This window comes from Proteus faecis, assembly GCF_030286765.1.
GTDB lineage: Bacteria > Pseudomonadota > Gammaproteobacteria > Enterobacterales > Enterobacteriaceae > Proteus > Proteus faecis.
The window spans coordinates 84,248-106,994 of record NZ_JASVWV010000003.1 but is presented as its reverse complement, the minus strand read 5'-3'; the positions used below and the strand labels follow the sequence as shown (position 1 = coordinate 106,994).

Genomic DNA, 22,747 nt, shown 5'->3' with positions numbered 1-22,747 from the left:
TGTTATTATCTCTCCTTATTCTACTCTGGGTTATACAAAAATTATTACTATGTCTTATCAATGTCCATTATGTTATCAGGCTCTTTCTCTTCAAGCTCACAGTTGGATCTGTGAAAATAATCATCAATTCGATTGTGCTAAAGAAGGCTATGTCAATTTATTGCCAGTGCAATTTAAACGCTCAAAAGAGCCCGGTGATAGTGCAGAAATGATAAATGCACGTCGTACGTTTTTAGATGCAGGTTTTTACCAGCCAATGCGAGATAAAGTGGCTGAATTAATACAAATATTATTACCTGAAGATAACAGTGTGATATTGGATATTGGGTGTGGTGAAGGCTATTATACTCATCAGTTTTATCAAAATCTAAAATTGCATAATCCACAAGTGTATGGCTTAGATGTTTCAAAGGTTGCGATTAAATATGCAGCTAAACGTTATTCATCAATTCATTTTTGTGTAGCCTCAAGTCAACGTTTACCTTTTTGTGATGCTTCTTTAAATGCGGTTGTGCGTATTTACGCCCCTTGTAATAGTGATGAATTAGCAAGAGTTATTGTGAACAATGGTTACATTATTACTGTTACACCAGCGCCACGTCATCTCTATCAGTTAAAATCACTGATTTATTCAGAAGTACATCTGCATCCATTAAAAGAAGAACATTTTGATGGATTTAATAAAGTATCTGAACATCAAGTTGCTTATATGATGAATTTAAACGGTAAGCAGGCTTTTGATTTATTACAAATGACACCGTTTGCATGGCGTGCAAGTGAAGAAGTAAAACAGGCATTAGCGGAAAGTAAAAACTTTGAATGCGAAACAGATTTTTTGATTCGTGTCTATCAACGTCATGCTTAATAATGTGAAATCAAAGTATTTTGTTAAATGAATAAAAAAGCTTAGGTCGTGATATTACAAACCTAAGCTTTTTAATATGCTTTATTAGCAATTATTTAGCGTACATAAATAATTCTAAGTGTTCAAATACAATATTAAAGCCGATAGCAATTAATACAATCCCACCAATAATTTCTGCTTTTTTTCCAAGTACTGGGCCAATATAACGGCCAATTAACATACCCAGAGTTGCCATGATCATGGTCATCATACCAATTGTCATTGCGGTATGAACAATATTAACTTGAAGGAACGCTAAACCGACACCAATTGCCATTGCATCAAGGCTTGTTGCAATACCGGTTGCGATTAAAGATAGTGAGCCGTGACGTTGTGGCGCATCTTCTTCACAAGGGCAATCATCACCACGTTTTAAGCTTTGGTAAATCATCCGGCTACCAAGAACAAACAGTAATCCAAAGGCAATCCAGTGATCCCATTGAATGATATATTGGCTAGTATATAAACCGAGTGCCCAACCAATAACGGGTGTGCTGGCTTCGATAATACCAAATATAAATCCAGTACGGAGTGCTTCGCGGAAACGAGGTTTGTGTAATGTGGCACCCTTACAGACAGCAACAGCAAATGCGTCCATAGAAAGGGCTAGGGCGAGAATGATAGTAGCGTAGAAACTCATAATAAAGCCTCGGTTGGGGTATTTCCATATACACACAATTGACCCCCAACCAAAGAAGTACAATCATGTGTCTATGGTCTTGCCAACCGTATTACGGCATCTGTACCACGCTAGATAAAAATAAGCGAGTATGTTGATACAGATTTCTTAAAATAAGATTTTTTATTTTAAGACAGGCTACTCCCCAATGACTTGGTGCAGAAGATAACATATTATTTTCGAAAGGCAACATATTATTTATTATATTTTAAAGATGATATTGATAATAATTATCATTATTGTGTATGGCAACTTAAAATATATTATAAATAATTCTTAGATGTTAAAAAAATGATAAATTTCAATGTGATGAATAAATAACCATATAATAAACAATGGGTTTTAATTATCATTATAATAAAATATTAATTTTTTATAAAAATGAATACACCTGAAAATTATAAGCTCAATTTTCTATAAATTTAAATGAATATTAAATGAACCTATATTTAATACGTATATTTGATACTTGTATGTAATATAGAGAAATAAGAAGTATTTAAGTTATAAAAAATATATTACTTAATTTTAAATGTGTATTTTATGATTATTATCTTTAGTTATCTAAGAGTTAAGCGGTGATTGAAATAAAATAGCTAAAATAAAAAAAGCCATTCAAAATGAATGGCTTTTCGTCTAGATAGCGTTAATTAGTCACACTGCACTTTAATTGCAAGACCACCGCGTGATGTTTCACGGTATTTAGCATTCATGTCTTTACCTGTTTCATACATAGTTTCAATAACTTTATCGAGGGAAACACGAGGTTCACTGGTGCGACGGATAGCCATACGTGCGGCATTAACTGCTTTAACTGAAGCAATTGCATTACGTTCAATACAAGGAACTTGAACTTGGCCTGCAACTGGATCACAAGTTAAACCAAGGTTGTGCTCCATGCCGATTTCGGCAGCAACACAGACTTGTTCAGGGCTTCCACCTAATAATTCAGCAAGACCCGCAGCTGCCATTGAACAAGCTACGCCAACTTCGCCTTGACAACCGACTTCAGCACCTGAAATAGAAGCGTTCATTTTGTAAAGAATACCAATTGCACCGGATGCTAAGAAATAACGTAAGTAGATCTCTTGTGTGACGGGATCAATACAACGATCGTAGTAAGCTAATACAGCAGGAACAATACCACATGCACCATTTGTTGGTGCTGTTACAACGCGTCCGCCTGCTGCGTTTTCTTCATTAACTGCCAGTGCAAACATATTGATCAGATCAACAACTTTCATTGGATCGTTTGATAGGCTGTTGCTTGACGTTAATAAGCGATTTAATGCAGCGGCACGACGAGGTACTCGTAATGGCCCCGGCAATACGCCTTCTGTATTTAAACCGTGTTCAATGCACTCTTGCATTGTTTTATAAACATCAGCGAAATAAGCATTTATTTCTGCTTGAGTATGCAGATCTAGCTCATTTTTCATTATTAAGCTAGAAATAGATAAACCTGTTTCTTTACAGTGCTTTAATAACTCTTCTGCACTAGCATAAGGATATGAAACAGGCTTGCTATTTAATGTTGATTTACCGAAGTTTTCTTCATCAACGATAAAACCCCCACCGATAGAGTAGTAGGTTTTTCGATAGATTTCTTTGTCGCCAGCAAAAGCATGGATTGTCATACCATTTTCATGTAATGACAGGTTGTCATTGCTGAAATGCATGCTTTCTGCTGGGAAATCGACCACTTTTAAGCCGTTTGCTAATGATAGCTTGCCAGTTTCTTCAACTTCACGAATAAAACCGGGAATGCTGTCAATATCGACAGTAGCTGGTGCATTACCTGCTAACCCCATAATAATTGCGATATCAGTATGGTGACCTTTGCCTGTCAAAGACAAGGAGCCGTAAACATCAACAGCTACGCGAGTGACAGAGGCAATCAATTCCTGGCTGACTAAATCGTCGACAAATTCTTTACCCGCTTTCATTGGCCCTACGGTGTGAGAGCTAGATGGTCCGATGCCCACTTTAAACATGTCGAAAACGCTAATCACGTCAGACTCCTTAATAATAAGAGAGAGGGTTAAAAAGAATAAAATATAGTTATTTATAGTAAAGGGATCGTTTTTACGATTATATCGTCCCGTTAATGATGTAGTTTACAACATTTTTTTAAAATAGCTAAGTAGAGTTGTGAAGGTGGTGAGAAAAAGCACAAGCTGAATATAAAATAGTGAGTTAAGTGATATGTAAAGCGAGTCTATGCAAAATAGCAGCGGTTAATCCCCAAACTAGATGTCCATTATAGGGATAAAAGTAGATCCGATGATTTTCACCAGCACGATGAAAATCTAGAGGTTGATAATGTTGGGCATTAAGTACATGGCTTAGTGGCATTTCAAAGATAGAGGCGACTTCAGCAGGGTTATGGCGTAAAGGCAAACCGGCAGGAATAACGCCCACAATAGGAGTGACTAAATATCCGCTAGAACTTTGCAACGGGGCTAATTGACCAATAACGGTTACTGCATTAGGAGGAATGGCGACTTCTTCATGCGCTTCTCTTAGTGCTGTTACAATAAGGTTATTATCTTCAGGATCACGTTTACCGCCGGGTAGCGCAACCTGCCCAGCATGAGAACGTAACGTTGATGCACGTTCAGTTAATAATAATGTTGGATTCGGTTTATTAATAATCGGCAGCAAGACGGCTGCCGATTTTTGGGTATCAAGAGGCTGATTTACCTTGTCATTCGGTAATGTGAGTTGAAAACGATTGATAAAAGTATCAATGGGTGTCATCGATAGTAGACTCACTTAAAACAGTTAATATTTGCCCAAGTTTATCGAATGTTTCTTGGTACTCTTTTTCAGCAACGCTATCAGCAACAATACCACCTCCAGCCCAGCAGTAAATTTTATTTTTTTCAGTCAATAAAGTGCGAATGCTGATATTGGTGTCCATTGTGCCACAAAAACTGATATAACCAATTGCACCACAGTATCCATGGCGACGATGAGGTTCAAGCTCTTCGATGATCTCCATCGCTCTGATTTTTGGGGCCCCCGTGATAGAACCGCCGGGGAAAGCTGCTCTTAATAAATCAGTCGCAGTTAAATGAGAAGGTAACTGCGCTGTAATTGTACTGACTAAATGATGTACTGCTGGGAAACGCTCAACAACAAATAACTCTGGCACTTTTACTGAACCTGTTACTGCAACTTTTCCAATATCATTACGCATTAAATCTACAATCATTAAGTTTTCTGCGCGATCTTTACGCGAATTTGCTAATAATTGTGCTTGTTCATCATCTTCTTCAGGTGATGCTTTACGAGGAAGTGTTCCCTTTATTGGGCGTGTTTCTATTTTATTATTAGCTAAATGAATAAAGCGCTCAGGTGAAACACTAATCACAAAATTGTTGGGTAAACACATAAAAGAAGAGAACGGTGCTTTATTAGCTTGATTTAATGTTAAGAATGCATTCCATTCACTGCCAGTATAGTTTGCACAAAAGCGTTGAGCCAAGTTAACTTGATAACAGTCACCTGAAAGCAAGTATTGATGAATTTTAGCAATTTTCTCGTTATATTCATCACTATCGATGTTTGATTGCCAATCTGTTGTTAAGGTAAATTGAGAATTAAGAGATGTGGACGTTTGGCTTTCTAACCATTGTAAGCGCTCATCAATATTATGATAGCCAACTAAAGTGGCTTTTTTTAAGCGATGATCGACAATAAGTGCCCAATCATAAATACCAATTGCCATATCTGCGAAATTAAGTTCATTTTTCGCTATTTCAGGTAATTTTTCAAAACGACGGCCTAAATCATAACTCCATATACCCAAAGCGCCACCTAAAAAAGGTAATGACTCATTATATTCTGGGTGAAAATCAAATTGTTCTAATGCAGATTGAATGAGAGTAAAGGGATCTTTTTTGGAACGTTTTACTGTGCCATTTTTTTCTTTAATTGTTGTCGTTTGTTTGCGAGTTTCTAAAGTCACAACAGGATCGGAAACAACAATATCAAAACGATTATGAGGATGTTCGGCAAAGCCAGAATGAAGTAAACTAGACCAAGGTAATGACGCGATAGGAGAAAATACCCGTAGTGCCAGATCTGGGGTATAAATTAATTCACGTTGTTGTAATTGAATATCCATCTTATGACCATGTAAACAAAGTGTGTTGTATTATTCGCACAATAAATTGTAATCAAAAAGATTACACTCATGTAAATACAAAATAGACGTTAATAAAGATAAGAGTAACATTATGTTTCTAGGAATGCCTACATTAACACATGAAGAGCAGCAAAAAGCAGTAGAAAAAATTCAATCTCTAATGGCTGAAGGAATGAGTAGCGGAGAGGCAATTCAGTTAGTCGCTCAAGAGTTGAGAGAGAAACATACCACCCGCGAATCAGTTTCTATCGTATTTGACGATGAGAATGAATAGAACATTTTTTTAACAAATGTCACAATTGTGTTATTAACCCTGTGCTATGCTTAATGAATACACATCCTGTTTTAAGGGATATTTTCGGGGGGTTATATGAAATTAAGCAAGTTTATTGGTCAAACAGGGATACTTGGAGCAGGTTTTTTGCTTGCTATTTCTTTTGGAGTATCCGCAGAAAGTATCGAAAATGTTAATAAAGATATTGTGCGTTCTGCTCCTTTTGCGAGTTGCGTTAATTTAGATAACAATCAACTTGTTGCAAGAGTAAAGAATGATTATTTACAGAATCGTTTACCTCGCTGGCAAGATGATAAAAATGCATTAGGTTCAAAACCTGTTGCAAGTATCAATGCTAATGAAATTATCAAGATGGATAATAGCTACCAGATGGTATTGAATGTAAGAGGGGCGAGAACAGATCTTCGTTACAATGTTCAAGTCAATTGTGATGACAATACTATTACTTATGTTTCTCCTAAATAATAGATTAATGATAGTGAGTTCTAATTAATCTATTGAAAGAAAAAGAGATAAACTAAGGTTTATCTCTTTTTTTTGTCATTATCAAAATAGTGGAGAGTATTTGACTATTTTTTTACTGGTGGTTCATAAGGCAAACGAGAATAGTGTTGGCTTCTTGCACGATAAAATACCAGTCTTTCTTGAAAGAAAGCTTGAAAAGCTTGAGGCTGTTCTCTTAAAACAGCATCTGCAACGACAGGCATGTTATAGCGTTCTTTAAACGCGACGCCTGAAGCGGCTAAGCTTATATTTAGTTTATCTTTTTCTTCTTGTGTTAATTCTGAAAGGTTATAACTCATTATCTTTCCCTCTATAACAATATACGTAAAGTAAAAGAGCTTGCTTATTAATGCAAGCAGATAAAGAGATTAGTCATTAATGTATAGCAAAATAGTGAACTTTATTTTGGGTGATTTTTAATCAAGTCGATTAAATATAACAATAAAATTTTATATCTCTTTAATTGTTATACTACTTTGTGGGTAATTTAAATAAATCTAATGATAGAGTGAGCATTTCCAACTTTTATTAAATAGGTTTTAAAGTAGAAAAAAAGCAGTTTATCTATAAAAAAGGTAAGTAATGCGAATGTTTTGTTTGATTTAGATCAATGAAAAAAGTAGAAGATTTTGTATCAAGAATAGATGAATAATGATGATTTATTAATTGGATATTTTATGTGTTTTTATTTTTTAATATTTGACAAGGAGTTATGATAAAGCGCTAAAATATTGAGATGAAAAAATGCCCTGTTGTGGAAACAGGGCGAAAAATAATACAACACCAGGGAAAAACATAGTATAAATAAAATTAACCAAATGGTTAATAGGTAAACTTACGTGATTCTACATTTTTTTATTAATATGAAATAAACTTTAATTAATATTCAAAAAATAGAGTTATTCATGAATAGTAAGTGAATAAAAAAAGAAAAGAAAACAATCAATCGTATTCATAAAAAATGAAAGATCACAAATCATATTAGAATTAATGAATTTAATAGGTGTGATAAAATAAAAATGTAAAGTTTGTTTTTTTATCTTGTCTTAATATCTTATTAATATTAAAGCATTTTATTGGATGAAGAAATATGAAATATTTATTGTCGATTTTAGTAACAAGCTTTATTTCTTAAAGGTTAATTACTGAAATGTTAAATTGAATATTAAAAAACATCTTAATTAATTGCTTTAATGGTTCATTTAAATCTTATTTTAGATAAATAGCGAAAATTATTAATTGATGTTTTTTTACTCTATTTGTGTTTTTTCTAAAATGACTGATTAACTTAATGATTAATGTATTCAGCTTACTTTTTTGCGTTAATAAAATAAAGAAATAATTATTTATCTTAATGATATATAGAGGGTTTTTATTTTTCAATATTGGTTGCTTTAGTTAATAAGATAATTAAATTAAAATAATAACATGTAAAAAAATAAACAAAAAATATACATGGCACACAATATTGTGTTACATTTGGTTCGCTTTTCACACAGTAATTCTTGATATTACTTTAAGACGGATTCGGATCAGTAATTGACTTAATTACACGATATCTGCTTACTTTTTTATTTCAATAGCGATGTAAGGATAGGTTATATACGTTATTACATAAGGGGATTAATTTGACAGGGCTAATAAACTTTGCGAATAACATTTTATGGGGATATGTTCTTATCTACTTGCTTCTCGGAGTAGGTATTTACTTTACTATCCGTACCGGATTTATACAAATCCGACATTTTAGTCATATGTTCTCTATTTTAAAAAATAGCCATAAGTCAGATAAATCAGGGATCTCTTCCTTCCAGGCATTATGCACCAGTTTAGCTGCGCGTGTAGGTACTGGTAACTTGACAGGTGTCGCGATTGCTTTAACAGCGGGTGGTCCTGGCGCTATTTTTTGGATGTGGGTAGTTGCTTTAATTGGCATGGCAACATCATTAATAGAAAGTACACTCGCGCAACTTTATAAAACAAAAGATGATGATGGTAATTATCGAGGTGGTCCTGCTTATTATATGACGAAAGGACTAAAAATGCGCTGGATGGGGGTTCTCTTCGCCATTTTCTTGATTATCGCTTTTGGCTTGGTTTTTAATGCTGTCCAAGCGAATTCGATTGCTCAAGCTACAGCTTCTGCCTTTAATTTTGATCCATTCTATGTGGGGCTCTTTTTAGTATTAACGAGCGGATTTATTATTTTTGGTGGCCTGCGTTGGGTTGCTCGTGTTGCTGAGTTAGTTGTTCCTATTATGGCAACAGCTTATTTATTATTAGCATTTTGGGTCGTTGCAGATCATATTGAACGCTTACCCGAAGTTTTCATTTTAATTTTTAAAAGTGCGTTTGGATTACAAGAAGCCGCTGCAGGTGCAGTTGCTTACGGTATTAGTCAAGCGATGACTCAAGGTATTCAGCGTGGCCTCTTTTCGAATGAAGCAGGGATGGGATCGGCACCTAATGCTGCGGCTTCAGCAACACCTTATCCACCACATCCTGCATCTCAAGGCTATATTCAGATGTTAGGTGTTTTTATGGATACCTTGGTTATTTGTAGTGCCACCGCGGTGATCATTTTATCATCGGGGGTATTAGACAGTTATCCGGAAGGTATTAATGGTATTCAATTAACACAATTGGCCTTGTCATCGAGTGTCGGGGGATGGGGAAGCACCTTTATTGCGATTGCAATTTTCTTCTTCGCTTTTACCTCCATTATTGCTAATTATGCTTATGCTGAGAGTAATATGATTTTTCTTGAACGTAATCACACAACAGGGCTATTCCTGTTACGTTCAGCAGTGTTAGGCATGGTGATGTTTGGTGCTTTAGCGGATATGCCTCTTGTTTGGAAAATGGCCGATCTCTCTATGGGATTAATGGCAATGACTAATTTAATTGCAATCATCTTACTTTCTGGTGTCGCCTTAAAATTAGTTAAAGATTATAACCAGCAACGACAAGCAGGTTTAGTGCCTACATTTGATATTCGACAATATCCAGAGTTGCAAGATGATATTGAAGAAGGGATTTGGGATAAGAATATTATTCCTGATGAACCTTTAGTTCGATGTGAAAAAGTGAGCAATAACTAAAGCAATCATAAAAAAGCGTCAAAATTCAAAACCCATATTTTTTAATATGGGTTTTTTTATTACAATTTAGCTTTGGGAATAATTAATCAAGGATCAGAAATGAGGTCTAGTCGGTATTATATAGGATTACTTATTGCAATAAGCCTCTTAACCAGTTGTGCCAAGCAACCCGTATTTATCGATAGAGGTGAATATATAGTTAAAGTTGTTCCTAATAAGCAGGAAGCAAATGACTGTGTAAAATATCTGGTAATGCACTATACCGCCCTTGATGATGAACGCTCGTTTAAGGTGCTTACAGCTGGCCGAGTCAGTAGTCACTATTTGATCCCTACACATCCATCATCGATTGATGGAAAACCAGTGATTACTTCATTAGTGGATGAAAGAGAAATTGCATGGCATGCAGGTATTAGTCAGTGGGGAAATGCAACTAGCCTAAACAATTGCTCCATTGGGATTGAAATAGTTAATTTGGGTTATCGTGATAATGGGAAGTTTAGGTATTGGTATTCTTATACTGCAGACCAAATTGTGACTATTTCAGTGGTAATGAAAGATATTATTGAACGCTATAATATTGAACCTCAAAATGTTTTGGGTCACAGTGATATTGCACCTCTCAGAAAAGTTGATCCGGGGCCTTTATTCCCTTGGGAAAGATTAGCCAGCCAAGGAATAGGTGCTTGGCCAGATAAGGCGTTAGTACAAACTTATTTAGCGGGTAGAGAACCTTCAGAGCCTGTTGACGTTGCAACTTTCCAACAGTTATTGCAGCAATATGGTTATCAAACACCAACAAATGGTGTATTAGATAATAATGCACAAAAAGTAGTGAAGGCCTTCCAAATGCATTTTAGGGCGAGCAAAGCGAATGGGATCCCTGATGCTCAATCAGAAGCGATTTTAAGAGCATTGATTGATAAATACCGAACTTAAGTTTTCTATGATGAATAGATAGTAAAAATTTAAGTAATAGAAACGCAAAAAGCGTCTCCAATATAGAATTTGGAAGACGCTTTTTTCTCAACTTACAATCAGCATTACAAATTAGGTGTTATATTGTTGCTTATTTCGCTGAATCTCCTACTGGAAGGCTTTCTTCTTTAAGATTTAAGCTAACCACCAACGAAAATATAAATGCAATCGCACCAGGTAATACCCAACCTAGACCATAATCAGAAAGCGGGATATAGCTAAATAATTGCAGTAAGTCAGCATTTAACCATTTCAATTGTTTCAACGTATCGAAAAGACTCATTAATACGATGATGGCAATTGTAACGCGATAGGTAAAGCGAGGCGTTTTTAATTTATTACGAATAAATTGCAGTAATACTAATGTGACTGCGGTTGGATAAATCATTAATAATGCAGGAATAGTCACTCGTAATAATGTATCAAGGCCAAACGTTGATACAATTGTGGTCATTAATGTAAATACCACAACCCAAAAGCGATAGCCTAAACGGTGATGGAATGTCGCAAAGTAGTCAGCAGCAGCACTTGTTACACCTACAAGTGTTGTCATACTGGCTAATAAAACAATCCCGCCCATTAACCACGTACCAACAGAGCCAAACAGCGCATCGACATATCGTGAGAAAATTTGACCACCGTTAGTAGCATTGAGTGCAGGATCAGCAAAAACAGAAACAGAGTGGCTTGTTGCACCTAAGTAGAAAAGGCACAGATAAAGTGCGGCTAACAGTAAGACTGAAATCATACCCGCTTTTACGGTAATCAAACCGATCTGGCGTGGTTCAGTAATTCCTTTGGTATATAAAGCACGAGCCACGATACCGCCAAATGCCATAGCTGAAAGGACATCCATGGTTTGGTAGCCATCAATAAAGCCAGAGAAGAAGCCATTTACCGCATACAGGCCTGTCGGTTCACCAATTGGGGAAATTGGTTTAGCCACAACAGCAATACCAACAACAACCAGCAGAATTAAGAGCGCGGGTGTCATAAATTTACCAATGGCGCTTATCATCGTGCCTTGTTTTAACATGAAGAACATACTGGTGATGTTAAACACAAGAGCGAAAGTGAGATGTGTTGCCGTATTTTTTTCAACGAGCCCTAAAGGTAAGAAACCCATTTCATAAGCAGTATTGGTAACACGAGGCATCGCAAAAGTAGAGCCTACGATAAGATACAGTGCTACCCAGAAGATGACGGCAACCCATGAAGGTAAATCAATAGAAAGACGCTCACCACGTCCACGAATTGCAACGATAACTAAGGTTAGGAATGGGAGTAAGACGCCAGTAACTAGGAAACCTAAAGATGTACTAAACCAGAGGTTTCCCGATTGAAAACCCGCCATAGGGGGGAAAATAATATTGCCAGCACCAAGGAAGAGTGCAAAAACCATCATTCCAAGAACGAGCATATCTTTTGTAGAAAGCATAACTTAAACTACCTGTCTGTGAAGAAAATATATAAATGATTTATATTTGTTATTCTACATCTAGCCTAATTAACAGCTTAATATGTTGTGAAAATGCAGTTTGAATAACGAAAAGTGAATTGATAGTAACAAATTCTGAAGGATATGTAAGAAGAAAGGCAGATTTAACGCTCATTTAACAGCAATTATAGAATAATAAAAGGCTATGTTTTTGGTTGAAAAGCAGTGTGATCCTCTGCTAAGGATCACAATAGCTATATAATTTTGTAGACATTCGCGATAAAACACAAAAAAGATCGTGTTTAAATAAATTTATTGATAGCGACTGCAACACCGTGTTCTTCATTAGAAAGTGTGACGAATTTGGCGACTTTTTTCACTTCTTCAGGGGCATTTCCCATTGCAACACCTAAGCCTGCATATTTCAGCATTGCCAAATCATTACCTTGGTCACCAATACACATAATTTTTTCTGGTGTGATCTTTAAATGTTCAGCGACTTTTTGAACCGCACTCCCTTTATTGACGTTGGTGTTCAACACTTCAATAAAATAAGGTGCACTGCGTAATATACTGTATTGTTCATAAATATTAGCAGGAAGATATTGAATCGCATTATCCAAAACGGCTGGCGCATCAACAATCATAAACTTACTAAAATGCATATCAGTCTGCATTTCATTCAGTGGACGATAATAAAGCGGAGTCCAAGATAGAAAGGCTTCTTGGCAGGTGAAATGGCTAATATGACTATTTGTGGTATAAATCTTATTATCACTGATAACGTGAAAATGGACACCAATCTCGCGAGCGAGGTTTTCAAAATAGAGGTAATCTTCAAAATTAAGTAGATCTTGAATAATTACTTCACCATTATCTGCTTGATGGATTTGGCTGCCATTATTGCTGATGCAGTAACAGTTAGATGTATCAAGACCGAGTGTTTTTAAATAGGGATAGATGCCATTAAAAGCGCGTCCCGAAGCCAATACAATCTTAACTCCCGCTTCTTTTGCTCTCTGAACGGCTTGTTTTACTTCTGGCGTAATTTCGTGTTGTTTGTTAAGTAAGGTTCCATCTAAATCAATAGCGATAAGCTTAATACTCATTAGCATCCCCATATTAAATAAAAGCAATCATGATAAAGGAAGGACGAAGCGGTCTATCATCACATAGCTTGAGTATTATTTATGTGACATTAAAGGCTATCTGTATAATGCCACATAAATAGAAGGGTTAATCACAACAAGGTGATTGTAAATGTAACGGCTGTTTGGTTTCTAAAACGATCTCTTGATTTTGCCGAAAGTCGAAAGGCGTGATGCCATACTCTTTACGGAACATATAAGTAAAGTGAGATTGTGAACCAAAGCCGAAATCAAGGGCGATATCGAAGATAGAGCGTTCACTGGTACGTAATAAATGAATAGCACCAGCTAATCTACGCTGACGGATATACTTTCCTAAAGAGGTGCCTGTGACTTCTTTAAAGATTTTCTGCATGTGCCAAAGAGAATACCCAGAATAAGCCGCCAACTCTTCAAGATGGATAACACGGCCTAAATGCTCCTCAATCCATTTACTTAGCGCGCAAACTAATGCGAGATGATTATCTTGTGGCATTACAGTTCCATTCTATCAATGAAGTTAAGGTAAAAATCAAAATTAACTCCCTAATCTTATACAAAAAATGGCAGACAGAGAAATCCATATTAATGGATAGCTATCTCTAATCGTTGGCAAAATGTGTACTTACTAATATAAGGTCATTTTACATACAGTTTAGAGCGAAATAATGCACATTATCTGAAGTCTGTCGAGGAAGCGTTTACCTTTCATAATGAAAGTTATGCTAAATTTACTTATAGAGATAATTGATTGCGAATTTTATAACAACAACTCCTTTTCTTGTTATCGTATTTAAGCGAATACTTGTAATGTGGTAAGTCATACTAACAAAATGTATTTAAAGGATTTTAAATTGAACGCAAAGAAAATAATTATTAGCTTAATTATTGCATTGGCCATTACCTTTGGCCTTTATCTGGTGGCTTTAGATAATTTTTGCGATCGAGGAGAGGATTTCCAACAAGGTCTTTGTCGCTTTACCACATTATTCCCCTCGAAACATCACTAAAAGATAGCTTTTCTTATTATTTTTCGCCTAGCATAAAATGTATTTGTTATTCAAGTCAGAATAGTGTTTTAATGGTGGCTCGAAATGAATAAAATCGTAAACATTAGTTTACATGTTAAGTTGATAAAATAATAAAGAGAAGAGGATGTATGGCGAGAGAGTCGCAACAGACAGAACTTAAGCGCGGTCTGAAAAATCGACATATCCAGCTAATTGCGCTGGGTGGTGCTGTCGGCGCTGGTCTGTTTCTTGGTATAGCGCAAACTATTAATATGACAGGCCCATCAGTAATATTAGGATATGCTATTGGTGGTTTTATTGCGTTTATGATCATGCGCCAATTAGGCGAAATGGTTGCCGAAGAGCCAGTTGCGGGTTCGTTTAGTCACTTTGCTAATAAATATTGGAGCCCATTTGCTGGCTTTTTATCAGGCTGGAACTATTGGGTGATGTTTATTCTTGTCGGTATGGCAGAATTAACCGCTGCAGGTAAATACATTAACTACTGGTTACCTGATATTCCAGTTTGGGTTTCCGTTGCTATCTTTTTCGTGGCAATTAACTTAATCAATTTGATTAACGTTAAAATGTATGGTGAAACAGAATTCTGGTTTGCCATTATTAAAGTGTTGGCGATCGTTGGTATGATTTTATTTGGGAGCTACTTACTGGCAAGTGGTAATGGTGGCCCTCAAGCTTCGGTTAGCAATTTATGGGAGCTAGGTTTTTTCCCCCATGGTTTTACGGGCTTTATGTCTGCATTAGCCATTGTGATGTTCTCTTTTGGGGGACTTGAACTGGTGGGGATCACCGCGGCTGAAGCTGAAAATCCAAAAGTCAGTATCCCAAAAGCAACTAACCAAGTTGTTTATCGTATTTTAATTTTCTATATCGGCTCATTGTTAGTGTTACTTTCACTCTATCCTTGGACGCAAGTTGTGAAAGGTGAAAGCCCATTCGTCCTGATTTTCCATAATTTGGATAATTTCTTAATCGCAAATATTTTAAATGCTGTGGTATTAACTGCTGCTCTGTCAGTTTATAACAGTGGCGTTTATTCTAATAGTCGTATGCTTTATGGTTTGGCAAAACAAGGAAATGCGCCACATGCACTTTCTCGTATTAATAAACGTGGTGTACCAGTAGTGTCGTTACTATTGTCTGCTATTGCGACCTCATTAGGTATTTTAGTTAATTACTTATTACCTGATCAAGCGTTAGAACTATTAATGGCCTTGGTTGTAACCACATTAGTACTTAACTGGATTATGATCTGTTTGGCGAATTTAAAATTTAGAGCTGCAAAAACGAAAGAGGGTGTAGAGCCTTTCTTTAAAGCTCTTTGGTATCCTTATGGTAACTACATTTGCCTTGCTTTCTTATGCATGATTTTAGTGATTATCTTATTTATGCCACAAGTGAATATTTCGGTAATTTTAATGCCATTCTGGATCGCGTTCTTATGGGTTGGTTTTAAAATATCCCGTATGAAGAAAACACCGAACAGTGCTCAAGCAAGCCAAGATATTTAAGCTATTACTGATTGGTTAACACACGGTTGAACCAAAAAACGCATCACTGAGATGCGTTTTTTTATGTTCTATTTTTATTGTTTGTATTTATTCTGAGTGGCAAAAATAAAGGAGTTACTGCCAACGTAACCAAGCAAATAACACGTTACCATTGTTATAAGTTCCTGGTACATAAGTCGCTTGTAGTGAAAGATGCCCATAACCGATAGAAACTAGCGGTAAAGGAAGTGGCATAGGAATATAGTTATATTCATGGCGCGCTGTAATGCTTAGTGTAAAGCCGGCTCCCATACGAAACCCATTTTTATCACTGGGATACCACATTTTCTCAAAACCATAGCCCATAATAGGTTGTACACGGTTATTTGAGTCCATAAATGCCATCGCATAAAGAGAGTGCCAATCACCATCATTGTCATAACGATATTTTCCCATACCAAAACCCCAAGGTGTTTCGTTATAACGATCAGTTTTTTCTTTATCGTAAGTAAAACGGTTATGCCAAGTCCATACAGGTAAATAGTAATTATATTGGTCGTTATCCCAAGTTTGATTAACATTACGTTTGAATTTTTCCCAGTAATTCTCGTCATTATTAGATTGAGGAGGGTTGCTGGCGACTTGTTGGTTTTCTGTCATAATAGTCTGATGGCTATTTGCATTATTTTCAGAAGCGAAAGCGGAAGTTGTTAACGCAAGTGAAAACAGCGTTGTAGCTAATACGCTAGGGTGAAAATAGGACGATGACATAATGTAACTCCGAGTACGACATAAACAGTGATTCTGGTGATGACAAATAAACATTACTAATAGTGTTATTTAATCGACAAGTATTTAAGATAAGAGGTATCTGAAACTTTACATCTTAAATAAAATCTTAAAGGGTTAGAGTTGGTTAAGAATAAAACGATAGACTTATTGTACTTATGAACGTCATTTTGTCTGATATTAAATGATGTTATTTTTTTATGATAATATATCGTTTCTAACGAAAATTAAATTTTATTAGATTTAAAAAATAAATAGCTAATAAATAAGGTTTGCAAGCCTTAATATAGGCTTAGTTACTTTCAATAGAAAAAACCTAACAAATATTTATTATTATGACTTAATTAAAATATTGAGATAAATTTAATATTAATAACATCAGTTTAGAAAAAAAGATTAATTTCTGGCTGAATAATAGAGTAACAAATAAAAAGAGTTAAATAAAAAAAAGAAAAAAACAGAGGTTAGTTTATAAAGCGTTTAAGTTTAAGCGTTGACAACTGGCGTTTGGACTGTTTTTTATACAGATAATCCTATGGTTAGAGAGTGCAAATTAAAAAATTGTTATTTACCCTTTCTTAAATCGATATGTCGTGCAATAGAGGCCCTCGGCTTACTATTTATTATATACAACTATAACTGATTTATCTTACTGAATAACAAATCTCAACAAGAGAGAATTTATAAATCGATATTAGCTATCAAACTAGCATCTTTATCTTGAGCATGCGATACTCCTTATCGCCTGAATTTACAGGCTTTGGCTCGGGGCGCCTTATGGCTGAGATGAACCCGTATAACCTGATCTGGATAATGCCAGCGTAGGGAAGTCAAGGTAACTCTGCTGATTAACAGAGCCCGACTTTTCTGTAACTGGTGAAAGGAGGAGTTAATCAGTGAGATTCAATGCATTGTCTATCGCAGGCACTGATCCTAGTGGTGGTGCAGGTATTCAGGCCGATCTGAAAACATTTTCAGCACTGGGTGTCTATGGCACAACAGTAATGACGGCACTTGTTGCTCAAAATACCTGTGGTGTCCGTAGTGTCTATGATTTATCCCCTGATTTTGTTGCCGCTCAATTAGATGCTGTCTTGTCTGATGTTCGAATTGATAGTGCCAAAATTGGCATGCTCTCTAATGCCTCGATTATTGATGTGGTTTGCACCAAACTTCAGCAATATGCGATCCCCTTTGTTGTTCTTGATACCGTGATGATTGCAAAAAGTGGTGATCCTCTATTACAACCTGATGCGGTTAATAAAATGGTTAATCAGCTTTTGCCTCTGGTTGATTTGATCACGCCTAACTTACCCGAAGCTGCAGCACTGTTAGGTTGTGATGTCGCTCAAGATGAAATAGCGATGAAGCAACAAGGTTATGCATTGCTAAAACAAGGATGTAAAGCGGTGTTGATGAAAGGAGGGCATCTAACTGAAAATGAAAGCCCTGATTGGTTATTTACTCAAGATGGTGAGTGGCGATTTACCTCTAAACGCATTAATACTAAAAATACTCATGGTACAGGATGTACGCTTTCAGCCGCCTTAGCTGCTATTCGTCCTCAAGTTGCTAATTGGCAGATTTGTGTTGAACAAGCAAAAAACTATTTGCAGCAAGCATTAGAACATGCAGATAGTTTAGATGTTGGACAAGGTTTCGGCCCTGTGCATCATTTTCATCGTTGGTGGTAATACTAAAAAGCCCCTAAAAAGGGGCTTTAACTGATTGTAAAATCAGATAATTAAGCAATAGTGACAGATTTGTTTAGATAAACATCTTGTACTGCATTAATTAGAGCCACGCCATCTTTCATTGATTTTTTGAACGCTTTACGTCCTAAGATCAAGCCCATACCACCCGCACGTTTATTAATCACTGCGGTACGAACAGCATCTTCAAGGTCATTATTACCTGAAGCGCCGCCAGAGTTAATTAATCCCGCACGACCCATATAGCAGTTTGCTAATTGGTAACGAACTAAATCAATTGGGTTTTCAGTAGTGAGTTTGGTGTAAACACGCTCATCAGTATGACCAAAACCAATCGCTTTAAAGCCACCGTTATTTTCAGCCATTTTTTGTTTAACAATATCAGCACCAATTGTTGCGGCTAAATGGTTTGCTTGACCGGTTAAATCTGCACTTGCATGGTAATCTACGCCATCTTTTTTAAAGGCTGGGTTGCGTAAATAAGCCCATAATACTGTGACCATTCCCAACTCATGAGCACGCTCAAAGGCCATTGAAATTTCTTCAATTTGGCGACGGCTTTCTTGTGAACCAAAGTAAATGGTTGCACCCACGGCAACAGCACCCATTTCAAAGGCTTGTTCTACACTGGCGTACAGTGTTTGGTCATATTGCGCTGGGTAGCTTAGGGTTTCATTGTGGTTTAATTTCACAAGAAAAGGGATTTTGTGTGCATAGCGACGAGAAACAGAAGCAAGAACACCATAAGTAGAGGCAACACAGTTACAACCCGCTTCAATAGCTAACTCAACAATATTTTTCGGATCAAAATAGAGTGGGTTTGCAGCAAAAGAGGCAGCAGCAGAGTGCTCAACCCCTTGGTCAACAGGTAGAATGGACAGATAACCCGTTCCCGCTAAACGCCCATGATTAAACAGGGTTTGCATTGAACGTAACACGCTATTAGGGCGATTGTTATCAATCATAACGCGATCAACAAAGTCAGAACCTGGCAGGTAGAGATTTTCGCTCGGGATGGTTTGGCAACGATGTTCCAATAATGATTTCGCATCAGCACCTAACAAACTTACTATATCAGTCATTACATACTCCAGTTCATGATGAGATGAGAGTGATTGTCATTTATCTACATTAAGATAACAAGTCACATTGAGGCGGTAACCGGCAGTGGATCGCTTCAGGTAACACAATAAATTCAAATTTATTCCCTAAAAGGGGTTCTCCATCTAAATTAAATACCATTTCATGAGAAGCGCTAATATTTACCCAGCGACTTTCACGCTCGATAATCTTGTCATTTTTTTTACGATCAAACAGGCTATTTAAAAGAGAAGGAAGTAATTCGTGTGCTTCAACAATGGTGATATTGAGTTTATTGTCGTTAATTAAAGCGTCGGGACAGAGTTGTTGTCCTCCTCCAGCTTGGCGACCATTACCAATACCGAGAATGAGTGATTCACCTTCCCAGTGGAAATTTTCCGCTTCTATCGTGCAGTGATCAGCTTTTAAGGTGTCAATACTTAAAAGACCATTAATAAAATAGGCGGCTCCACCTAATGCTGACTTTAACGCTTCAGGGGTTTCTGTTGTGATTTTTGTTCCAAAGCCACCTGATGCCATATTGATAAAATAGCGGGTCTTATTCACATTAATAACATCAATGGGTACAGCTCGCCCTTTAACGGCTAAATTAAGTGCATTTTCCATATCGCGAGGGATTTGTGCGCTGGTGGCAAAATCATTTGCTGTGCCTAATGGAATAACGCCAAGTGTTGGTAAAGACGAAGGGGAGAGATGTATGAGTTCAGATACAACGCTATTAATTGTTCCATCCCCTCCGGCTGCAATTACAGTTTCGGCCTGCATATCGATGGCTTCTTGTACAAAACGTCGTATATCACTCGATTCCCAAGTCACTCTTACTTGGAGATTAAAACCTTCGTCACGTAATTGGTAAACCGCTTTTCTCAATGTACTATCGTTAGCGCTTTTTCCATTAATGATTAGTAAATTAATTTTACTCATTGATGAATCCCTTTAATTAAATCACTCTTTTAAAGGTAATGGATATCGAGAAAATTACTATTTTTTTTACAAAGGATAACGAAAAAGGAGTGTGTTTTACGAAAAGAAAATTGATAACGGGAAGTGAAAAAAGAAAAGGCAAATCCAAGGGAGATTGGATTTGCCAAGGAGGTGGTTCCTAGTCTTACTGTATTCATTCTAGTTCTTTATTTTTCGGAACTGATGATACGGCAAACAAATCATTATTGATGTGATCTGTATTTGAAATTGACCACTTTAAATCAGATTATGACGCTTTACTTCACTTCTACCGCATCAATTTTATGCGGTTGGCGAGTTGTTGTACCTTGTAGGTTGCGGATCAGCAGTGCAAAATCTAAATCAACATCTTCAGGAACAGATAAATAAACCATGTGACCATTACCTGGTGCAACATCCGTTGGTTGCTGTTTTTTATTAAACAGCGTGTCTAGCGTAAATTGAATATTTCCAGTTGGGGTCATTAATTCTAGGCTATCACCTAAAACAAATTTGTTTTTAACATCAACTTCAGCTAAACCGTTTACGCGTTTACCTGTGAATTCACCGACAAATTGTTGAGTGTCAGAGACAGAGTAACCATATTCATAAGTTTGGTATGCATCATGGGTATGGCGACGTAAGAAACCTTCTGTATAACCTCGATGTGCTAAGCCTTCCAATGTCGTTAGCAACGTTGGATCGAATGGTTTACCTGCAACTGCATCATCAATCGCACGACGATACATTTGTGCTGTACGAGCACAGTAATAGAAGGATTTAGTACGACCTTCAATTTTCAGCGAATGCACGCCCATTTGAGTTAATTGCTCAACGTGTTCAATCGCACGTAAGTCTTTAGAGTTCATGATATAAGTACCGTGTTCATCTTCGAACGCAGTCATATATTCACCAGGGCGTTTTGCTTCTTCGATTAAGTAGACTTTATCTGTTGGCGCGCCAACACCTAAAGTAGGCTCAACATTTTTAACCGGGATTGGCGTGTATTTTTCAACGATATTACCGACATCGTCTTCTTTGCCTTCTTCAACTTTATATTCCCAGCGGCAAGCGTTAGTACATGTACCTTGGTTTGGATCACGCTTATTGATATAACCAGATAATAGGCAACGGCCTGAATAAGCCATACATAATGCACCGTGAACGAAAACCTCTAATTCCATATCAGGAACTTGCTTACGAATTTCAGCAATTTCATCAATAGAAAGTTCACGAGAAAGGATCACACGAGTTAATCCCATTTGGCGCCAGAATTTTACGGTTGCCCAGTTAACGGCATTGGCTTGTACTGAAAGGTGGATATCCATTTCAGGGAAGGCTTCACGTACCATCATGATCAAACCCGGATCAGACATAATCAGCGCATCTGGACCCATATCAATGACGGGTTTTAAGTCACGAATAAAGGTTTTTAATTTAGCATTGTGAGGTGCGATATTAACCACAACATAGAAGCGCTTACCTAATTCGTGGGCTTCTTGAATACCTTTAGCAAGGTTTTCGTGGTTAAACTCATTATTACGCACACGTAAGCTATAACGTGGCTGACCTGCATAAACGGCGTCTGCGCCATAAGCAAAGGCATAGCGCATATTTTTTAATGAGCCAGCAGGAGAGAGCAATTCGGGTGTAAACATGGTTAATTTCCTGGTTCTGATTTCAAGTCAGTCCCCCACACATTGGGTAGGGGTATATCATAAAGGGGGGGATTCTAGCGCTTAAGTGTAGCGCGGTTCAATGTATTCCTGAAAAAATATCATCGAAAACGGTAAGCTTGGGTTTCCCAACGATAGCCTTGACCATAAATTGAACGAATAAATTCAATTTGATCGTTAAGTTGCTCTAGTTTGCGTCGTAAATTTTTAATGTGACTATCAATGGTTCTATCCGTCACAATACGGTAGTCATCATAAAGGTGATCCATAAGTTGATCACGTGTCAATATTTTGCCTGGCTGAGTGGCTAAAGCCTTTAGTAAACGAAATTCAGCAGTCGTTAAATCAAGAATTTTATTGTTGTATTGGATTTGGTAAGCCTGCTCATCAATGACGACTAATTTATCGCTTTGAATAATATCTTGTGGTCGATAAAAACGGCGTAATAAAGTTTTGACTCTGGCTACGACTTCCCTTGGACTATAAGGTTTACAAATATAGTCATCAGCGCCAATCTCAAGACCGAGTAGTCGATCTACTTCTTCTGTTTTAGCCGTTACCATAATGATTGGAATATCTGAAAACTGACGTAACTCTTTACAGATTGTAATGCCGTCTTTAACAGGTAGCATTAGATCTAATAGTATTAAATCGTAGTGTTGTTGTTTTACATACTGGCTCACTTTAGCACCATCTGCTAACCAATAAGTTTGATAACCTGATGATTGAAGATAATCAATAAGCAATTGGGCAAGTTTAGGTTCATCTTCAACAATCAAGATTGAATAGGGGGATTCAGATATGGTCATTTATTGGCTCAATGGTTA

The 22,747-nt window shown here is 36.8% G+C and carries 21 protein-coding genes and 2 riboswitches; of the genes, 8 read left to right on the top strand and 13 right to left on the bottom strand.

Features of this window, described 5'->3' with window-relative positions:
* The first annotated feature begins 49 nt into the window (after positions 1-49).
* Positions 50-865, top strand: coding sequence for a 23S rRNA (guanine(745)-N(1))-methyltransferase (rlmA, locus tag QSH13_RS06055; RefSeq protein ID WP_109395707.1), 816 nt, complete (start codon positions 50-52; stop codon positions 863-865).
* Between the two features lie 91 nt (positions 866-956).
* On the opposite strand, the gene mntP is transcribed toward rlmA, so the two are convergent.
* The 4 genes from mntP to pabB all read right to left on the bottom strand — a co-directional run bounded on the left by mntP (position 957) and on the right by pabB (position 5,715).
* Positions 957-1,544, bottom strand: coding sequence for a manganese efflux pump MntP (mntP, locus tag QSH13_RS06050; RefSeq protein WP_109395706.1), 588 nt, complete (start codon positions 1,542-1,544; stop codon positions 957-959).
* Between the two features lie 84 nt (positions 1,545-1,628).
* Positions 1,629-1,742, bottom strand: a riboswitch (yybP-ykoY riboswitch).
* A 491-nt stretch (positions 1,743-2,233) separates the two neighbouring features.
* Entirely contained in the window at positions 2,234-3,595 is a 1,362-nt protein-coding gene (locus tag QSH13_RS06045; RefSeq protein WP_286038927.1) for an L-serine ammonia-lyase, read from the bottom strand.
* Positions 3,596-3,779: 184 nt separating this feature from the next.
* Positions 3,780-4,343 (bottom strand): CoA pyrophosphatase, encoded by a 564-nt coding sequence (locus tag QSH13_RS06040; protein ID WP_109395704.1) that lies wholly within the window; start codon positions 4,341-4,343, stop codon positions 3,780-3,782.
* On the bottom strand, positions 4,330-5,715 hold the full coding sequence (gene pabB / locus QSH13_RS06035) for an aminodeoxychorismate synthase component 1 (RefSeq protein WP_185902019.1): 1,386 nt from the start codon (positions 5,713-5,715) through the stop codon (positions 4,330-4,332). Before pabB ends, QSH13_RS06040 begins: the two co-directional genes overlap by 14 nt.
* Positions 5,716-5,827: 112 nt before the next feature.
* On the opposite strand from pabB, the gene QSH13_RS06030 reads away from it, so the two are divergent.
* Positions 5,828-6,010, top strand: a complete 183-nt coding sequence (locus QSH13_RS06030; protein ID WP_069367593.1) for a YoaH family protein — start codon at positions 5,828-5,830, stop codon at positions 6,008-6,010.
* A 96-nt stretch (positions 6,011-6,106) separates the two neighbouring features.
* Positions 6,107-6,496, top strand: coding sequence for a protein YebF (gene yebF, locus QSH13_RS06025; RefSeq protein ID WP_109395702.1), 390 nt, complete (start codon positions 6,107-6,109; stop codon positions 6,494-6,496).
* A 104-nt stretch (positions 6,497-6,600) separates the two neighbouring features.
* Here the strand turns inward: yebF and QSH13_RS06020 are convergent, their stop codons facing one another.
* Complete coding sequence (locus tag QSH13_RS06020; protein WP_023581873.1) at positions 6,601-6,834, bottom strand: DNA polymerase III subunit theta; 234 nt, start codon at positions 6,832-6,834, stop codon at positions 6,601-6,603.
* A gap of 1,329 nt (positions 6,835-8,163) precedes the next feature.
* On the opposite strand from QSH13_RS06020, the gene QSH13_RS06015 reads away from it, so the two are divergent.
* Together QSH13_RS06015 and QSH13_RS06010 are read left to right on the top strand one after the other, a co-directional pair.
* Entirely contained in the window at positions 8,164-9,636 is a 1,473-nt protein-coding gene (locus QSH13_RS06015) for an alanine/glycine:cation symporter family protein (RefSeq protein ID WP_109395701.1), read from the top strand.
* Positions 9,637-9,735: 99 nt separating this feature from the next.
* A complete protein-coding gene (locus QSH13_RS06010) occupies positions 9,736-10,575 on the top strand; it encodes an N-acetylmuramoyl-L-alanine amidase (protein WP_109406674.1) in 840 nt (279 codons plus the stop codon).
* Positions 10,576-10,705: 130 nt separating this feature from the next.
* On the opposite strand, the gene brnQ is transcribed toward QSH13_RS06010, so the two are convergent.
* From brnQ to QSH13_RS05995, 3 genes are all read right to left on the bottom strand, one after another.
* A complete protein-coding gene (gene brnQ, locus QSH13_RS06005; RefSeq protein WP_109395699.1) occupies positions 10,706-12,052 on the bottom strand; it encodes a branched-chain amino acid transport system II carrier protein in 1,347 nt (448 codons plus the stop codon).
* 302 nt (positions 12,053-12,354) lie between these two features.
* Positions 12,355-13,161 carry a sugar-phosphatase gene (gene yidA / locus QSH13_RS06000; protein WP_109395698.1) on the bottom strand — a complete coding sequence of 269 codons (807 nt, stop codon included), beginning with the start codon at positions 13,159-13,161 and terminating at the stop codon, positions 12,355-12,357.
* 127 nt (positions 13,162-13,288) lie between these two features.
* On the bottom strand, positions 13,289-13,675 hold the full coding sequence (locus QSH13_RS05995) for a helix-turn-helix domain-containing protein (protein ID WP_006533085.1): 387 nt from the start codon (positions 13,673-13,675) through the stop codon (positions 13,289-13,291).
* A 337-nt stretch (positions 13,676-14,012) separates the two neighbouring features.
* Here QSH13_RS05995 and mgrB point away from each other — a divergent pair, with 337 nt between their 5' ends.
* Both mgrB and QSH13_RS05985 read left to right on the top strand, forming a co-directional pair.
* Positions 14,013-14,189 carry a PhoP/PhoQ regulatory lipoprotein MgrB gene (gene mgrB / locus QSH13_RS05990; RefSeq protein WP_164996175.1) on the top strand — a complete coding sequence of 59 codons (177 nt, stop codon included), beginning with the start codon at positions 14,013-14,015 and terminating at the stop codon, positions 14,187-14,189.
* A gap of 149 nt (positions 14,190-14,338) precedes the next feature.
* Positions 14,339-15,721: an amino acid permease gene (locus QSH13_RS05985; RefSeq protein WP_109395697.1), complete on the top strand. Its 1,383-nt coding sequence runs from the start codon at positions 14,339-14,341 to the stop codon at positions 15,719-15,721.
* A gap of 114 nt (positions 15,722-15,835) precedes the next feature.
* Here the strand turns inward: QSH13_RS05985 and pagP are convergent, their stop codons facing one another.
* Complete coding sequence (gene pagP, locus QSH13_RS05980) at positions 15,836-16,471, bottom strand: lipid IV(A) palmitoyltransferase PagP (protein WP_109395696.1); 636 nt, start codon at positions 16,469-16,471, stop codon at positions 15,836-15,838.
* Between the two features lie 774 nt (positions 16,472-17,245).
* Positions 17,246-17,334, top strand: a riboswitch (TPP riboswitch).
* 51 nt (positions 17,335-17,385) lie between these two features.
* On the opposite strand from pagP, the gene thiD reads away from it, so the two are divergent.
* Positions 17,386-18,183, top strand: a complete 798-nt coding sequence (gene thiD, locus QSH13_RS05975; protein WP_109395695.1) for a bifunctional hydroxymethylpyrimidine kinase/phosphomethylpyrimidine kinase — start codon at positions 17,386-17,388, stop codon at positions 18,181-18,183.
* A gap of 50 nt (positions 18,184-18,233) precedes the next feature.
* Here the strand turns inward: thiD and fbaB are convergent, their stop codons facing one another.
* The 4 genes from fbaB to baeR form a co-directional block, all read right to left on the bottom strand.
* Complete coding sequence (gene fbaB / locus QSH13_RS05970; protein ID WP_006533078.1) at positions 18,234-19,283, bottom strand: class I fructose-bisphosphate aldolase; 1,050 nt, start codon at positions 19,281-19,283, stop codon at positions 18,234-18,236.
* 49 nt (positions 19,284-19,332) lie between these two features.
* Positions 19,333-20,226 (bottom strand): lipid kinase YegS, encoded by an 894-nt coding sequence (yegS, locus tag QSH13_RS05965; protein ID WP_109395694.1) that lies wholly within the window; start codon positions 20,224-20,226, stop codon positions 19,333-19,335.
* A gap of 296 nt (positions 20,227-20,522) precedes the next feature.
* Complete coding sequence (gene trhP / locus QSH13_RS05960) at positions 20,523-21,902, bottom strand: prephenate-dependent tRNA uridine(34) hydroxylase TrhP (RefSeq protein ID WP_109395693.1); 1,380 nt, start codon at positions 21,900-21,902, stop codon at positions 20,523-20,525.
* Between the two features lie 119 nt (positions 21,903-22,021).
* Positions 22,022-22,729: an envelope stress response regulator BaeR gene (gene baeR / locus QSH13_RS05955; RefSeq protein WP_109395692.1), complete on the bottom strand. Its 708-nt coding sequence runs from the start codon at positions 22,727-22,729 to the stop codon at positions 22,022-22,024.
* Between the last annotated feature and the right edge of the window lie 18 nt (positions 22,730-22,747).

What these genes read in the sequence shown, in the direction of transcription:
- rlmA (WP_109395707.1), top strand. Translation starts at nt 50, where the DNA reads ATGTCTTATCAATGTCCATTATGTTATCAGGCTCTTTCTCTTCAAGCT.
- mntP (WP_109395706.1), bottom strand. Translation starts at nt 1,544, where the DNA reads ATGAGTTTCTACGCTACTATCATTCTCGCCCTAGCCCTTTCTATGGAC.
- QSH13_RS06040 (WP_109395704.1), bottom strand. Translation starts at nt 4,343, where the DNA reads ATGACACCCATTGATACTTTTATCAATCGTTTTCAACTCACATTACCG.
- pabB (WP_185902019.1), bottom strand. Translation starts at nt 5,715, where the DNA reads ATGGATATTCAATTACAACAACGTGAATTAATTTATACCCCAGATCTG.
- QSH13_RS06030 (WP_069367593.1), top strand. Translation starts at nt 5,828, where the DNA reads ATGTTTCTAGGAATGCCTACATTAACACATGAAGAGCAGCAAAAAGCA.
- yebF (WP_109395702.1), top strand. Translation starts at nt 6,107, where the DNA reads ATGAAATTAAGCAAGTTTATTGGTCAAACAGGGATACTTGGAGCAGGT.
- QSH13_RS06020 (WP_023581873.1), bottom strand. Translation starts at nt 6,834, where the DNA reads ATGAGTTATAACCTTTCAGAATTAACACAAGAAGAAAAAGATAAACTA.
- QSH13_RS06010 (WP_109406674.1), top strand. Translation starts at nt 9,736, where the DNA reads ATGAGGTCTAGTCGGTATTATATAGGATTACTTATTGCAATAAGCCTC.
- brnQ (WP_109395699.1), bottom strand. Translation starts at nt 12,052, where the DNA reads ATGCTTTCTACAAAAGATATGCTCGTTCTTGGAATGATGGTTTTTGCA.
- yidA (WP_109395698.1), bottom strand. Translation starts at nt 13,161, where the DNA reads ATGAGTATTAAGCTTATCGCTATTGATTTAGATGGAACCTTACTTAAC.
- QSH13_RS05995 (WP_006533085.1), bottom strand. Translation starts at nt 13,675, where the DNA reads ATGCCACAAGATAATCATCTCGCATTAGTTTGCGCGCTAAGTAAATGG.
- mgrB (WP_164996175.1), top strand. Translation starts at nt 14,013, where the DNA reads ATGTATTTAAAGGATTTTAAATTGAACGCAAAGAAAATAATTATTAGC.
- QSH13_RS05985 (WP_109395697.1), top strand. Translation starts at nt 14,339, where the DNA reads ATGGCGAGAGAGTCGCAACAGACAGAACTTAAGCGCGGTCTGAAAAAT.
- pagP (WP_109395696.1), bottom strand. Translation starts at nt 16,471, where the DNA reads ATGTCATCGTCCTATTTTCACCCTAGCGTATTAGCTACAACGCTGTTT.
- fbaB (WP_006533078.1), bottom strand. Translation starts at nt 19,283, where the DNA reads ATGACTGATATAGTAAGTTTGTTAGGTGCTGATGCGAAATCATTATTG.
- yegS (WP_109395694.1), bottom strand. Translation starts at nt 20,226, where the DNA reads ATGAGTAAAATTAATTTACTAATCATTAATGGAAAAAGCGCTAACGAT.
- trhP (WP_109395693.1), bottom strand. Translation starts at nt 21,902, where the DNA reads ATGTTTACACCCGAATTGCTCTCTCCTGCTGGCTCATTAAAAAATATG.
- baeR (WP_109395692.1), bottom strand. Translation starts at nt 22,729, where the DNA reads ATGACCATATCTGAATCCCCCTATTCAATCTTGATTGTTGAAGATGAA.